The following is a 14,469-nucleotide window of genomic DNA, read 5'->3' on the forward strand; positions in this document are numbered from 1 at the left end:
CCTCAGCAGGCCCGCATGAACCCCTGACCGTCCGTCCATGGGTTGGCCGACTCGTCGTCGACGTCGTGATACACGGTGAAACCGGAGAACGCGGCGACGTGGACCTGCTCCCGCCACAGGTCCACGCGCCTTTCCGGGCACAGATGATCGGTGCCGCCGAGGACACCGATGCGGCCCAGCTCCGTGTGGTGCACCACCGGCGGCGCGATGCCGTCGGCGAACACCTCCCGCTCCAGCGAGGTGGGTGATCGCTTGTGCGACACCAGGACCCGGCCGTCGGGTGGTCTCACGTTCGCCAGATCACCGCCGCGTCCTCGATGAGGCCGATCGTCTGCGCGACCCCGTCGGGCAGGTGTAACCACGTCGGCTCCGCCTGCACGGCCGCGGCGCGAACCCGAATCGCCATGTCCCCGCTCCCCTGTACTCGCCTGTGAGATCCAGTGTCGTGCAGCGACTGCGCCGATCCACAGACCGGCAGCGCCATCCCACTGACAACCAGTGCCAGCCGATGGCTAGGCGAGGTGGGTCCGCCGGTACTCGCGCGGAGTCATCCCCGTCTCCTGCTGGAAAACCCGGTAGAAATGCCGTTCCGAGGCGAACCCCGACGCGAACGCGACCGCCGCGGGCGCGTGGAACCGCTCGCAGGCGATCAGCTTCTCGGCATGGCGGATACGCAGCCGGCGCAGGGTCGTGTGCAGGCTTTCGCCGGGACCGTCGAAGAGGCGGAACAGCGTCCGGCGGGAGATGTGGCAGGCCGCGGCGATCTCGTCGGCGGTGAGGTCGGCATCGGTGTAGTTCTCGCGCAGGAAGGCCAGGACGTGTTCGCGGTGCAGTGCCGCGCCGGGGGTGTCGACGGGCGCGGTGCCCGCGGCCAGCAGGACGGCGGAGCCGAAGAGGTCGACGGCACCGCGCGCCAGCAGGTCGGCCTGGTCGGGCGCGTCCTGCTGCAGCCGGGCCAGGTCGCGGAAGAAGGCGGCGACCACCCCGGCCGCGCCGGTCGCCGGCAGCGTGACGGCGGTCGGCATGGCCAGCTGACCGAGCCCGGGCAGCTCGCGCAGCAGCCGGATCGGCACCTGCACGTTCACCTGCTCGAACCGCTCCCCCTCGGTCCAGCGATAGGGGCGCGACGTGTCGAAGAAGGTCATCTGACCGGGCAGGATCAAGGCCGAGCGGCCGTCCTGGTCGAGCCGGGCGCGGCCCTCGGTCTGAATGCCGACGAGCAGGTACTGCTCACCGGATCGGGCGATATGGCCGGTGTCGCGGCGGAATTCGTGATTGCGGCCGGTGAGCGTCGTCAGGTGACAGTCGGGCGCGCCGGCGAGCGCCCTGGTGACGACCCGGCCGTAGAAGGGGCGATCCGCGTAGGGGTGGACGGCGAGGGGCACGAAGGTCTGCTGCATGAGCGCTTCCCACTGCCCGAACGCGTCGCTGTGCGGCGTCGCCGAGGCGAACTCCGCCGTCATCGGTTCGATGGCCATCGGCAGCCTCCGGGAACGGATTTCGGCACGGCCGACTATTCGGCACGAACCAACGATACCCGTCCGTTCCGGCCGCTCCCATCGATCGCAGGCCACCGGACCAGCGAAAATCTCGCTGCGCAAGCCTCTTTCGACCAGCGGGCGGTGCGCCCGGTCAGGCGCCAGCCAGCTCGGCCCGCACCGGTTCCCGGCGGGCCACCCGGCCGCTGGGTACCCGGAAATTGTCGCGCTCGCCGCAGGTGGGCGGGGCGGGGCGCAGGCCGCGGGTGAGGTCGAGGTCGGCGTAGAGGAGGCCTTCGGCGCCCTCGGCCAGTGGGGTGGCCAGTTCCAGGCCGCCGGGGCCGAAGATGCGGGAGACGCCGCCACCGCCGCGCAGCAGCCGGCGATCGGGCAGGCGGGCGTCGACCACTTCCCAGCCGGCGACCGGCACCACGGCGACGGGGGCGATCACGTAGGCCGCGCCGTCCATCGCGTAGCGCACGCTGGCCGCGGTATTGAGTTCCGGACCCCATTCCTTGCCCTCGCCGTAGTACACGGTGAAGCCGGACCAGGACGCGATATGGATCTGTTCGCGCTCCTCCTGCATGCGGGCGCGCAGCGCGGGGCGCATGTGGTCGGCGCCGCCGAGCACGCCGATCCGGCCGTGTTCGGTGTCGCGCACCAGCACCTCGTCGTCGGCGGCGCTGAAGACGGTGCGCTCGAGGCCGGTCGGTTCCCCCTTGCGGGCGACCGAGATCTCGCCCTGCACGTCGATGAGCGCCTGTGACATGAACACCTCACGACCCGCGCGCTCGGCGAACCCGATCGACACGTGAATCCCTTTGCGGCGCGCGGCATAGGCGATGGCGCGCAACTCGGGGCCGTCGGCGGTGAGCGAATTGGCGAGATAGCGCGCGAGGAACTCCTCGCCCCAATCGACCGAGTTGAGCCACATCCACCACGGGAATCCGGGCAGGAATGTCTCGGGAAACGCGACCAGCCGCGCACCACCGTCAGCGGCCTCGTCGATCAGCCCGATGGCCTGCTCGACCCCGGCGGACAGGTTCAACCACTTCGGCTCGGCTTGCACCGCAGCAACGCGTACCCGACCAAACATCGTGACCCCTTGTCGCTCAATCCTTGAAAGGTGTTCGATTCACTCTCTCGCAGATAGCGCGGACATAAACTGTCATAGCGTGCCACTCGACTGACCGTCCGTGCCAAACCGGCGATACTCCCCGGGAGTCCGGCCTGTTTCCCGACGAAAGGCCCGGTAGAACTGCCGTTCCGTGGCGAAGCCCGACGCCACGCCGATGGCAGCGAACGTCAGGTCCGGTCTGGAGACCAGCATTCCACACGCACGCCGCACACGAAGCCGCCGCAGCAGATCGGTGGGTGATTCACCGTGCTCCTCGAACACGCGGTACACCGACCGCCGGGAAACGAAACACGCCGCCGCGAGGGAATCGATCGTCAGCGCCGGATCGGTGTAGTTGGCCCGCAAATAGGCCAGCACTCCTTCGCGCGTCAGCGAATTCTCCGCGGGCCGGTTCAGCGGCCTGCCCGCCACCAGCGAGGCCGCCGAGGCGAGCAGGTCGATGGCGGTTTCGGTGAGCGCGGCGGCCTGGACGGTATCGCGATCCTGCAAGCGCGCCAGGTCGGTCAGGAACCCGCTGACGATCGCGACCGGCCCGTCGGCGGGAATGGTGCGGGCGGTCGGGATCCGGACCGTCGACATGCCCGGCCTGCGGCGCACGGCGTCCATCGGGATCTGCACGATGACCTGCTCGATATCCTCGCCGACCCGCCATTCGTAGGGCGCGTTCGATTCGTAGAACACCATTTCCCCCACCCCGACCCGGGTACTGCGGCCGTGCTGGCTGAGCACAGCCGATCCCCCGGTGTGAATACTGACCAGCAGATACTCCTCCGCGGCCCGCGCGATCAGCGACCGCGTCCTGGTGACCTCCTGGGTGGTCGAGGTCAGCCGGGACAGGCCGAAATCCGGATAGGCGTGGTGCGCGATACGGCCGTGGAACGATTCCGCGCCCGCCGGGCGGGCGGCCAGCGGCACGTAGGTCTGCGTCAGCATGGCTTCCCACTGCTGGAACTGTTCCCCGGCGCCGGCGTCGGCGCCGACGGCGAGCACCCCGGGAAGACGGGAACGATCAACTGCTGCCGGAACATCGACTGTCATGGGGACACCTCGTCGTATTCGTATTCACACGACGTAAGACTCGTCGAGTACCCCCCTCGACTGGGAAGAGGATATCACCGACGGAAAAGAATTCTTTTCAGAAACGGATCGATGGTGACAGGCCCCACTCGGCGGTCACAGACCGGAACACATCGCATATCCGGCGCGGTATTCCCCCGGCGCCATTCCGAATTCCGCGTTGAACGCCCGGTAGAAGTGACGTTCGGCGGCGAATCCGGCCGCCGCGGCCACTTCTTCGATCGGTCGCATACGCCCGTCGCGCAATAACTCGCACGCGTGTTCGAGACGCATCCTGAGCAATCGGCGGGCCGGGCTTTCCTCACCCTCGAACAGCCGGTACAGGGTGCGGCGCGAGATCGCGAAGCGCTGCGCGACGGTATCGACGGTGAGGTCGGCGTCGGCGAACCGGCGCCGCATGAAGGCGAGGATCCTGGCGCGGGTCAGCTCGGCGGCCGACGGGCCGCGCGGCACCGACCCGGCCGCGAGTTGCAGCGCCGAGGCCAGCAGCCCGACGCCGTGGCGCGCGAGCTCGGCGGCCACCTCCGGGTCGCCGTGCTGCATGCGGGCCAGCCCGCGGAAGTACGCGCCCACCGCCGCGGCGGGATGCTCGGGCCCGAGCGCGACCGCCGACGGGATCGTGGCCAGGGGCGCGCCGACCGCGGCCAGCGCGTCGATCGGCACCTGGACCACCACCTTGTCGAAGTCCTCGTCGATCTCCCAGCGATAGGGTCGCGCGCTGTCGTAGAAGACCATGCTGCCCGCGTCCACATGCGCGATCCGGCCGTCCTGGTGCATCACCCCGCGCCCGCCCAGGTAGATACTGGCCAGGATGTGCCGGTCGGCGCCTGCCTCGACCAGCCGGGGCGTGCGCCGGACGGTCTGCGCGCCGGCCTGCACCGAGGTGACCAGCAGGTCGTCGTAGGCCGTCGCCGCGATCCGGCCGCGGAAGACCTCGGTGCGATGCGGCGCGACGGCGAGCGGAATGTAGGTCTCGCTCATCAACGATTCCCACCGCTCCACCACGCCGCGCTGGGACAGCTCGCCGCCGGCTCGAACAGCCACCGTCGTCCGTTGACTCATGACCGCTCAGCCCCCTCCGTCACTCGGCTCCGAGTGCGCTCAGTATGCCACGGGAATACGGACATAACGCCCAAGAGGTGCGGGGTCACGCGGTGTGGAGCCGGGGCTCGCCACCCGGGGGCATATGCCCGGTGACCAGGCGGTATTCGCCCGGAGTCATCCCGGTCTCGACCCGGAACGCCCGGAAGAAGTGCCGCTCGGAGGCGAAGCCGGAGGCGAGCGCGATCGAAGCCGTCGCCCGGGTGGTGTCGCGCAGGAGCAGCACCTGCGCGCACTCGACCCGCATCCGCCGCAGCACCGTGCTCAGGCCGTCACCGGCCTCGTCGAAGAGGCGGTACAGGCTGCGCCGCGACACCAGGCAAGCCCGCGCGATCTCGTCCACCGTCAGCGCCGGATCGGTACATCGGGCCCGCATGAACGACAGCACCTGTTCCCGCGACAGCGCCTGCGCCGACTGCCCGATCGGCAGCGTGCCACCGGCCAGCGTGACCGCCGAGGCCAGCAGCTTGACCCCGTTGTCGGCCAGCACCACCGCCTGCTCCGGCGCGCTCTGCTGGATGCGGGCCAGATCGCGGAAGAACCCGGCGACCACGCCGGCCGGGCTCTCGGCGTGCACCGTCGTCGCGGTGGGCAGCGCACCGCGCCCGGTCGGGACGTGCTCGCCGAGTACCGACAGCGGCACCCGGGCCACCACCTGCGACCAGGAACCGTCGATGTCCCAGTGATAGGGCCGGGTGGTGTCGTAGAAGACCATGTCGCCCGGACGCAGCACGGCGATCCGCCCGTCCTGATGCAGCCTGCCGAAGCCCTCGGTGAGGATGCTGACGAACAGGAACTCGCCGTCGGTGCGCGCGATGCCGCTCTTGGTACGCCGAATGCGCTGACCGCTGGCCCCGACGGTCGACAATTCGAACCCGGGCAGACTGCCGCGCACGATGCGACCGTGGAACACCTCGTCGCGTTCGGGGTCCACCGCGAGCGGCACGTAGCTTTCCGACAGCAAGGATTCCCACTCCGCGAAAGCCTCGCCCGCCGCCAATTCCGGACTGTCGTTCAGTTTCAGCTCGACGAGAGGCTCAGACGACTCCACGCCAACCACCCCGCTTTCCTGCGAACCGACCAGCAAACCGTGGGCGCGACAACGAATCACCCGTCACCCGGTGTCCGAGCCTGCCAGATCGACCGGGTCGTTGCCAACGAGTGATTCACAATGGAAATATCGCCGCAGCTCAAATCTTCAACCGACCCCGGCCTTTACAGGTGATTCGGCCCGCGCCACCCGGTGACCACCGCAACCTTGTGATGCTAATCACCGCGGAGCGCGGTTCGTCGTGTCGCGCTCAGCGCAGCGCCACGCGCGCCCGGGCAACCATCCGGTATTCGCCCGGTGTCATTCCCGTGATCTCCCGGAACACCCGGTAGAACTGCCGTTCGGTGGCGAAACCGGAGGCCGCGGCGACCGTCGCGATCGAGCCGATCTCCCCGGCCTCCAGCAACTTTCGGGCGCGCTCCACCCGCAGCCCGCGCAGCACGGCGCCGAGTCCGCCGTCGAACTCCGCCACGATGCGGTACAGCGTCCGCCGCGACACCCGGCAGGCGTCGGCGATCCGGTCGACCGTCAGGCCCGGATCGGTGTAGTTGGCGCGCACGTAGTCCAGCACCCGCTGACTGCTCATCGCCTCCGCGTGCGCGTGGCCGGGGCGACCGCCCGCGGCGATCACCGCGGCCGCGCCGACGAGATCGATCCCGCTGCCCGCCAGGATCGCCGCGGCGTCCGGATCGGAGTGACGCAGTTCGGCCACCCGCTGGAAGAAGCGGGCGAGCGTGGTGCCGACACCGCCCGCGCCGAGCATCAACCCGGCGGGCAGCGCCTCGGCCCTGATGCCGAGGAAGTCGACGACCCGCTGGCGGGGCACCCGGATCGTGAGGTCCTCGATGGCCCCGGTCGAACGCCACAGGATCGGGCGGGAGGTGTCGTAGAAGATCATCGACCCCGGCGTCAGCACGACGCGATGCCCGGCGTGCTCCACCTCGGCCCGGCCCGCGAGCACGACGCTGCCGATGACATGGAACTCGTCGGCCCTGGCGATGTGCCGCCGGGTGCGGCGCAGCTCGTGCCCCTGCACGCGTACCGTTCCCACGGCGACGTCGCCGAAGTCGGCCGAGCGGATCCGGCCGCCGAAGTCACCGTCGACCGTCGGCGCGATCGACACCTCGGTGAGCGCACTTCCGACCAGGTCCGCCCAGAATTCGAACGCGTCCGGCGTCGCCGTCCGCTCGGTCGAGCAGACTTCGGGAAAACCCTCGAACCCCTGCATCGCCCGATCGTTGCACCAGCGCCGACCCCGTGTCAGGAAATTTGGCGAACATCACCGTTCGCCTAGCTAACGATGGGTGTGGCCTGTAGCTTCTCCCGGAACTCACCCGGGGTCATGCCGGTCGCCACCCGGAACACCCGGTAGAAGTGACGTTCCGAGGCGAAGCCCGCCGCGGCCGCCACCGCGCCGAACGGCCGCGCCGGATCCGCCCGCAGCAACGCCTTGGCACGCTCGATCCGCATTCTGGACAACCGTGCGCGCACACCGCCATCGGCACTGCCGAAGACGCGATACAGCGCCCGTCGCGAGAGCTGACAGCCGCGCGCGATGTCGTCGACGGTCAGGGCCGGATCACCACACCGATGCCGCATGAATGCCAGAACCCGTTGCCGCGCCAGGGCTTCGGCCCCGGCCGTACCCGGCAGCCGCCCGGCGGCCATGGCCAGCGCCGAGGCGACCAGCGGGATGCTGTGCCCGGCCAGCTGGGCGGCCTGCGCCGGATGCGTCGACTGCAGGGCGGTCACCCCGCGCAGGTACTCGGTGACCACCGCGGCCGACGAATTCGCCGCGATCGTGAGCGCGGCGGGCGTGCTCGGCTCGGTCCAGCCACCCCGCTCGGACAGCACCGGAATCGGCACCTGGATGACGATCTGCTCGAACAGCCCATCGGACTCCCACCAGTTCGGCCGCCTGCTGTCGACGAACACCATGTCGCCGGGCCGCAGTTCGGCGAGCCGGTCGTCCTGGCGCACCCGGCCCGCGCCGCTCAGGCAGATGCCGACGTAGAGCATCTCCGCGCTCGACCGGGCGATCAGCCGTTCGGTGCGGGTCACCCGCTGTCCGCTCGAGCGCAGCGTCGAGAACTCGACACCGTCGACCGCGCCGTAGGTGAGGGTGCCGCGGAAGGACCGCATCCCGGGCAGCGGTTCGACCGCCACCGGGACGTAGGCGTTGGACATGACGGCTTCCCACTCGTCGAACGAGTCCACCGAGGCGACGGCAGGGCCGACCATGCGCTCCGCCTTTCCGCGTCGGCCGTTGCTTCGACCCTCGACACCACCGCCCGGACCGTTGTCGCCCGAGGTGGTGCACTCTATCCGGAATCACCGCTGGCAGGGCTGTCGATCCCGCGCCCGAATGTGTCTTTCGTCATGCCGCCCGGCGCGGATGGGCGAGGATCTGCAGCACCAGCAGGGCCACCACCGCGAACGTGGCGATGAGCACAACCACCCACACCGTCGGGTAGTCCCAGAGCAGGAACACCGCCGCGGCGACGATCAGCACCACGGTCCGCAGCACCCCGAGGTTCGCGGCGACGACACCGGACACCCGGCCGCCCTCCCCGCGGCGCATCCGCGCGATCGCGCTGTCGAGGGTGTCGCGCGACTTGGTGGCAAGTGTCGACGGCCCGGCCAGGTAGGCGCCGACCGCCGTGAGCGCGCCGATCAGCGCGATCACGCGGGTGCTCACCCGCAGCGGATGGACGAGCGTGTCGTAGACCGTCCTGGCCACCTCGACCGAGACCGACCGCGCCGACAGATGATCGAGATAGACCGCGCGCGCGATCAGCAGCGCGGCGGCGAGCACCACCATCGACACCAGCACACTCAGGCCGACCGCGAGCAGCGCGCGGCGCCGGGAACCACGCCCCGCCACCAGCACCGCGCCGATCGCACAGGCCAGCGTGGCGATGCCGAACGCGATCGCGCCCCGGTCGAGCAGCCGCACGGCCCGCTGGGCCTTCGCCAGATCCTCGGATTCGACCAGGACGAATTCGCCGCGCGATTCGAGGTCGAGACGGGCCAGGGCGAAGCCGCGCTCCTCGAGTTCGGCCTCCAGCTGGCGCAGCATCGGTTCCAGCGAGATCGAGACGACACCCTCCGTATTCACCTGCAGCACACCGTCTTCCCGGCCGGTGAGCGCCGCGACCATGGCACGATGGGCCTGCCGGTTCGCCGTCTCCCACAGCCGCGCGAAGCGGTCGCTGCGCACCAGCGCGTCCGCCGCGTCCCGCACCAGCTTCTCGGATTGCGCGGTCAGCAGGGCGGGCACACTGCGCAGCGCCGCCTCGACGCGCGGGTTGCGGTCACGGCGCTCGGCGAAGGAGTCGACCAGTTCGGTCGCGGCGCCCTGCACGTCGACGCGCGTCATGACGGCCTCGGTCAGCCTGGCCGCGAGGGCGTCCTGGACCAGCGGATCCTCGGCCAGGGGCACCATGGTCTCGACGTAGTGATCGGTATCGAGGAGTTCGGCGCGCACGAAGCCCGCCACCACGGTCGTGAGGGTGAGCAGCCCGGTCACGCAGACCAGCAAGGCCACGGCTATCCGCCTGGTCGTGCGAGCAACTCCACCAGAACCGCCTGCCATCTGCCCGGCTTCCTCGCTGACGTCGAGGATCCCATCGTATCGCCGACCGACCGGCGAGGACAGCAACTACACAGCGGCTACTCGCCGCAGCACCCACCGGCGGCGGGCAGGGTCCTGGTCTCCCTGGTCTGGGCGTTGCGGGCGGCGAGGTCGGCGTCGGCCGGGTAGTCGACGCGGACCAGGCTCAGGCCGTGCGCGGGCGCGACCGTCACCGAGCTCGATCGCTCGGTCTCGGTCAGCAGGCTCGCCACCCACTCGGGCGTGCGGCGGCCCTCGCCGACGGCCAGCACCGCGCCGACCAGGCTGCGCACCATCGACCAGCAGAACGCGTCGGCGCTGACGTGCGCGTTCAGCAGCTCGCCGTCGCGCTCCCAGTCGAACCGCTGCAGCTCACGCACGGTGGTCGCGCCCTCACGGCGGCGGCAGAAGGCGGCGAAATCGTGCAGGCCGAGCAGCTGCCGGGAGGCCGCGCGCATGGCGTCGAGATCGAGACCGGGCTTGGCGGCCACCACACTGCGCGCCCGCAGCGGTTCGGCACCGTAGCGGGCGGTGGTGAGCCGGTACACGTAGTGGCGACGGGTCGCGGAGAAGCGGGCGTCGAACTCCGGCGGCGCCGGCGCGACCTCGGTGATGCGCACGTCCTTGGGCAGGAAACGCGCCATCCGGTACAGCAGTTTGTCGGCGTCGAGGTCGCCGGTCGTGTCGAAATGCGCGACCTGGCCCTCGGCGTGCACCCCGGCGTCGGTGCGCCCAGCGACGGTGAGCTGGATCGGCTCGCGGAACACCTTCGACAGCGACTCCTCGAGCGTGCCCTGCACCGTGCGCAACCCCGGCTGACGCGCCCAGCCGGTGAAATCGGTGCCGTCGTAGCTGATCCCGAGCCGCACCCGGATCGCTTCCCGCTCGGTGTCGTCCATCGCTTCCTCCACGCCTGCTGTCACTGGCAAAAGAACGAGCCCGTCACCCACGAAGGGTGACGGGCTCGGCCGGAAACCTGAGAATCAGGCGTCCTTCTTGTCCTCGGTGGCCTCGTCGGCGGCCGGGGCGTCGGCCACGGTCTCCTCGACGACGGTCTCCTCGGCCTCGGCGGCCGGGGCGGCCTCGGCCTTCTGCGAAGCGGCGACGCGACGGGCCCGGTCGGCCTCGTTGGTCACGGTCTTCTCGCGGACGAGCTCGATGACGGCCATCGGCGCGTTGTCACCCTTGCGCGGCAGCGCCTTGGTGATGCGGGTGTAGCCACCCTCGCGACCCTCGAACGAGGGGCCGATCTCCGCGAACAGCGCGTGCACGATGTCCTTGTTGCGGATGACCTTCATGACCTCGCGACGGTCGGCAAGGGTGCCGCCCTTCGCCTTGGTGATGAGCTTCTCGGCGTAGGGGCGAACCGCCTTGGCCTTCGACTCGGTGGTCGTGATACGACCGTGCTCGAAAAGCGCCGTGGCCAGGTTGGCGAAGATCGCCTTCTGGTGCGACGCCGACCCGCCGAAGCGAGCACCCTTCTTGGGCTTAGGCATTGGATTCTCCTTGGGAAAGGTTCACCGGGGGTGCCCCCCTGGCGACCTAGAGCTGTTCGGTCTCGGCGTAGTCCTGCTCGCCGCCGTCGGTGTCACTGAACGTGCCGCTGTCGCTCCACGTTCCGGTGCTCGCGTCGTAACCCACCACGGAGGACGGGTCGAACGACGCCGGGCTGTCCTTGAGCGAGAGGCCGAGCGCGTGGAGCTTGACCTTCACCTCGTCGATGGACTTCTGGCCGAAGTTGCGGATGTCGAGCAGATCCGACTCGGTGCGGGCGACGAGCTCGCCCACGGTGTGCACACCCTCGCGCTTGAGGCAGTTGTAGGACCGGACGGTGAGGTCCAGGTCCTCGATCGGCAGACCGAAGGAGGCGATGTGATCCGCCTCGGCCGGGCTGGGGCCGATCTCGATGCCCTCGGCTTCGACGTTGAGCTCACGGGCCAGGCCGAAGAGCTCGACCAGGGTCTTGCCCGCCGAGGCGAGCGCGTCCCGCGCCGTGATGGAGTTCTTGGTCTCCACGTCGAGGATGAGACGGTCGAAGTCGGTGCGCTGCTCGACACGGGTGGCCTCGACCTTGTAGGTCACCTTGAGCACCGGGGAGTAGATCGAATCCACCGGGATCCGGCCGATTTCCGCACCGGTCGCCTTGTTCTGCACGGCGGGCACGTAACCGCGGCCCCGCTCGACGACGAGCTCGATCTCGAGCTTGCCCTTGTCGTTCAGGGTGGCGATGTGCATGTCCGGGTTGTGCACGACGACGCCGGCCGGAGGCACGATGTCACCAGCGGTGACGGTGCCGGGGCCCTGCTTACGCACGTACATGGTGACCGGCTCGTCCTCTTCGGAGGACACGACCAGACCCTTGAGGTTCAGGATGATGTCGGTGACGTCTTCCTTCACACCGGGAACGGTGGTGAACTCGTGCAGGACACCGTCGATGCGGATGCTCGTGACCGCGGCCCCCGGGATGGAGGACAGCAGGGTACGACGCAGCGAGTTGCCGAGGGTGTAACCGAAGCCCGGCTCGAGGGGTTCGATGGTGAACTTCGAGCGGTTCTCCGCCACAACCTCTTCGGTCAGTGTCGGACGCTGGGAAATCAGCATGAGGATCTACTTCCTGTTCAGGGCATCCGCTATTTGATGCCTCGTCAGTGAGTGCGGGGGTCGCCCTGTGCGCGACCCCCACCAAAAGCGCTTACTTCGAGTAGTACTCGACGATGAGCTGTTCCTGCAGCGGCACATCGATCTGCGCGCGCTCGGGCAGCTGGTGCACCAGGATGCGCAGGCGGCCGGGGACGACCTGCAGCCAACCGGGAACCGGACGCTCGCCGACGGTCTCACGCGCGACCTGGAACGGCAGGGTCGGCAGCGACTTCTCCTTGACATCGATGATGTCGTACTGGGAGACCTGGTAGCTCGGGACGTTCACCTTGACGCCGTTGACCACGAAGTGGCCGTGGCTGACGAGCTGACGAGCCTGACGACGGGTGCGCGCCAGACCGGCGCGGTACACGACGTTGTCCAGACGCGACTCGAGCAGACGGAGCAGGTTGTCGCCGGTCTTGCCCTTGAGGCGGTTGGCCTCTTCGTAGTAGCGACGGAACTGCTTCTCCATGACGCCGTAGGAGAAGCGAGCCTTCTGCTTCTCCTGCAGCTGCATCAGGTACTCGGATTCCTTGATCCGCGCGCGGCCGTGCTGGCCGGGCGGGTAAGGACGACGCTCGAACGCCTGGTCGCCTCCGACGAGGTCGACGCGCAGACGACGCGACTTGCGGGTGATGGGGCCTGTATAACGTGCCATTTTAAGCTTTTTCCTTTCCCGCTGTTAGACGCGACGCCGCTTGGGCGGACGGCAGCCGTTGTGCGGCTGGGGGGTGACATCGGAGATCGAGCCGACCTCCAGGCCAGCGGCCTGCAGCGAACGGATCGCGGTCTCGCGGCCCGAACCCGGGCCCTTCACGAACACGTCGACCTTCTTGACACCGTTCTCCTGCGCCTTGCGGGCAGCGTTCTCGGCGGCGAGCTGCGCGGCGAACGGGGTGCTCTTACGCGAACCCTTGAAGCCGACGTGGCCCGACGACGCCCACGAGATGACATTGCCCTCGGGGTCGGTGATCGAGACGATGGTGTTGTTGAACGTGCTCTTGATGTGCGCGTGGCCGTGCGGGATGTTCTTCTTATCCCGGCGACGCGACTTCTGAGTCTTCTTCGGGCCAGCGGCCCGGCTCTTCGGAGGCATACGCTATCCCTACTTCTTCTTGCCGGCGACGGTCTTCTTCGGACCCTTACGCGTACGCGCGTTGGTCTTGGTGCGCTGACCACGAACGGGCAGGCCACGGCGGTGGCGGATGCCCTGGTAGCAGCCGATCTCGATCTTGCGGCGAATATCGGCCTGGACCTCGCGGCGCAGGTCACCTTCGACCTTCATGTCAGAGGCTTCGATGTAGTCACGAAGCTTGGTCAGGTCGTCGTCGCTGAGATCCTTCGAGCGCAGGTCCGGGCTGACGCCGGTCTGAGCCAGGATCTCGGTGGCGCGGGTGCGCCCGATTCCGAAAATGTAGGTCAACGCGATCTCCATGCGCTTTTCGCGCGGGAGATCGACGCCCATCAGACGTGCCATGTGGCAGGTTCCTTAATGGTTGCGGAGGTCTGCTCCCCGTCCGTCCCCCCGTCTTTCAGGTGGGGGCACCGGCCTCCGTACCGGTGGTTGGCGCGCACAAGTACGTGCGTGCTGGAGCTGGGAGTTCTTCTTTTTCGGTCAGTCCGATCAGACGATCGGTGCCCGGTGGTGCTGCTGGATCAGCCCTGGCGCTGCTTGTGGCGCAGGTTGTCGCAGATCACCATGACCCGGCCGTGACGGCGGATCACCTTGCACTTCTCGCAGATCTTCTTGACGCTCGGCTGAACCTTCACGTCCGTCCAATCTTTTCTTGGTCCACAAGGGTCTGTGAACACAGTTTTTCCCCAGCCGACGACTGGGGAAGTCTTGTAGCGCGCTCCGGCCGGGGCCGGAACACCAGGCGACGCCGCGTGCCGTCAGGCTCGCGGCGTCGAGCAGGTCTCACTTGTAGCGGTAGACAATCCGGCCGCGGGACAGGTCGTACGGCGACAGCTCGACGACCACGCGGTCTTCCGGAAGGATGCGAATGTAGTGCTGCCGCATCTTTCCGCTGATGTGCGCGAGAACCTTGTGACCGTTCTCGAGCTCGATCCGGAACATCGCATTGGGCAGCGGCTCGACAACTCGACCCTCGACCTCGATGGCCCCGTCTTTCTTCGCCATATCCTCCGCGATCCCGGTTATGCTTCTAACCTGAGTTTGGATTGCCTCGTAGCTGCCCGCTGGCATGCGAACAGTCGGCGCATAGGTGCACCGCCGCTCAAGCTTACCGGTACCGCACTCCAGAGGCAAAAACGCCCCGAACCGGCCACCGGTCCGGCGCGGTCGGCCGACCGGAGGCGCCCACCACCGTGCCGGGGTTGTCGCGTAAACTCACCGGCGTCGGAGATGTGG

17 protein-coding genes are annotated in these 14,469 nt (G+C 68.7%); all 17 read right to left on the minus strand.

Features of this window, described 5'->3' with window-relative positions:
- Positions 1 to 2: 2 nt before the first annotated feature.
- The 17 genes from ACFYWJ_RS01030 to infA all read right to left on the minus strand — a co-directional run bounded on the left by ACFYWJ_RS01030 (position 3) and on the right by infA (position 14,238).
- Complete coding sequence (locus ACFYWJ_RS01030) at positions 3 to 290, minus strand: hypothetical protein (RefSeq protein WP_355271384.1); 288 nt, start codon at positions 288 to 290, stop codon at positions 3 to 5.
- A 222-nt stretch (positions 291 to 512) separates the two neighbouring features.
- A complete protein-coding gene (locus ACFYWJ_RS01035; RefSeq protein WP_355271382.1) occupies positions 513 to 1,478 on the minus strand; it encodes a helix-turn-helix domain-containing protein in 966 nt (321 codons plus the stop codon).
- Between the two features lie 154 nt (positions 1,479 to 1,632).
- Positions 1,633 to 2,547, minus strand: a complete 915-nt coding sequence (locus tag ACFYWJ_RS01040; RefSeq protein ID WP_355271380.1) for a nitrilase-related carbon-nitrogen hydrolase — start codon at positions 2,545 to 2,547, stop codon at positions 1,633 to 1,635.
- 99 nt (positions 2,548 to 2,646) lie between these two features.
- A complete protein-coding gene (locus ACFYWJ_RS01045) occupies positions 2,647 to 3,654 on the minus strand; it encodes an AraC family transcriptional regulator (protein WP_355271378.1) in 1,008 nt (335 codons plus the stop codon).
- 135 nt (positions 3,655 to 3,789) lie between these two features.
- Positions 3,790 to 4,737 carry an AraC family transcriptional regulator gene (locus ACFYWJ_RS01050; RefSeq protein ID WP_355271376.1) on the minus strand — a complete coding sequence of 316 codons (948 nt, stop codon included), beginning with the start codon at positions 4,735 to 4,737 and terminating at the stop codon, positions 3,790 to 3,792.
- Between the two features lie 103 nt (positions 4,738 to 4,840).
- Positions 4,841 to 5,845 (minus strand): helix-turn-helix domain-containing protein, encoded by a 1,005-nt coding sequence (locus ACFYWJ_RS01055; RefSeq protein ID WP_355271375.1) that lies wholly within the window; start codon positions 5,843 to 5,845, stop codon positions 4,841 to 4,843.
- Between the two features lie 250 nt (positions 5,846 to 6,095).
- Complete coding sequence (locus ACFYWJ_RS01060; RefSeq protein WP_355271373.1) at positions 6,096 to 7,073, minus strand: helix-turn-helix domain-containing protein; 978 nt, start codon at positions 7,071 to 7,073, stop codon at positions 6,096 to 6,098.
- Between the two features lie 62 nt (positions 7,074 to 7,135).
- A complete protein-coding gene (locus ACFYWJ_RS01065) occupies positions 7,136 to 8,086 on the minus strand; it encodes a helix-turn-helix domain-containing protein (protein WP_355271371.1) in 951 nt (316 codons plus the stop codon).
- Positions 8,087 to 8,222: 136 nt separating this feature from the next.
- Positions 8,223 to 9,392, minus strand: a complete 1,170-nt coding sequence (locus ACFYWJ_RS01070) for a hypothetical protein (RefSeq protein ID WP_355271369.1) — start codon at positions 9,390 to 9,392, stop codon at positions 8,223 to 8,225.
- Between the two features lie 125 nt (positions 9,393 to 9,517).
- Positions 9,518 to 10,357 (minus strand): tRNA pseudouridine(38-40) synthase TruA, encoded by an 840-nt coding sequence (truA, locus tag ACFYWJ_RS01075; RefSeq protein WP_355271367.1) that lies wholly within the window; start codon positions 10,355 to 10,357, stop codon positions 9,518 to 9,520.
- A gap of 84 nt (positions 10,358 to 10,441) precedes the next feature.
- Positions 10,442 to 10,954: a 50S ribosomal protein L17 gene (gene rplQ / locus ACFYWJ_RS01080; RefSeq protein ID WP_019045113.1), complete on the minus strand. Its 513-nt coding sequence runs from the start codon at positions 10,952 to 10,954 to the stop codon at positions 10,442 to 10,444.
- Between the two features lie 46 nt (positions 10,955 to 11,000).
- Positions 11,001 to 12,059, minus strand: coding sequence for a DNA-directed RNA polymerase subunit alpha (locus tag ACFYWJ_RS01085; RefSeq protein ID WP_022567324.1), 1,059 nt, complete (start codon positions 12,057 to 12,059; stop codon positions 11,001 to 11,003).
- Between the two features lie 91 nt (positions 12,060 to 12,150).
- Positions 12,151 to 12,756 (minus strand): 30S ribosomal protein S4, encoded by a 606-nt coding sequence (gene rpsD, locus ACFYWJ_RS01090; RefSeq protein ID WP_218717566.1) that lies wholly within the window; start codon positions 12,754 to 12,756, stop codon positions 12,151 to 12,153.
- A 24-nt stretch (positions 12,757 to 12,780) separates the two neighbouring features.
- On the minus strand, positions 12,781 to 13,194 hold the full coding sequence (gene rpsK, locus ACFYWJ_RS01095; RefSeq protein ID WP_019045110.1) for a 30S ribosomal protein S11: 414 nt from the start codon (positions 13,192 to 13,194) through the stop codon (positions 12,781 to 12,783).
- A gap of 9 nt (positions 13,195 to 13,203) precedes the next feature.
- Positions 13,204 to 13,575, minus strand: a complete 372-nt coding sequence (gene rpsM, locus ACFYWJ_RS01100) for a 30S ribosomal protein S13 (RefSeq protein WP_355271363.1) — start codon at positions 13,573 to 13,575, stop codon at positions 13,204 to 13,206.
- A 179-nt stretch (positions 13,576 to 13,754) separates the two neighbouring features.
- The gene (gene rpmJ, locus ACFYWJ_RS01105) at positions 13,755 to 13,868 is read right to left on the minus strand and encodes a 50S ribosomal protein L36 (protein ID WP_011207363.1); all 114 of its coding nucleotides are present in this window, start codon (positions 13,866 to 13,868) and stop codon (positions 13,755 to 13,757) included.
- Between the two features lie 148 nt (positions 13,869 to 14,016).
- Complete coding sequence (gene infA, locus ACFYWJ_RS01110) at positions 14,017 to 14,238, minus strand: translation initiation factor IF-1 (protein ID WP_003418601.1); 222 nt, start codon at positions 14,236 to 14,238, stop codon at positions 14,017 to 14,019.
- Positions 14,239 to 14,469: the final 231 nt, after the last annotated feature.

Origin of the sequence: Nocardia sp. NPDC003269 (genome assembly GCF_042888005.1) — a bacterium.
Classification (GTDB): Bacteria; Actinomycetota; Actinomycetes; order Mycobacteriales; family Mycobacteriaceae; genus Nocardia.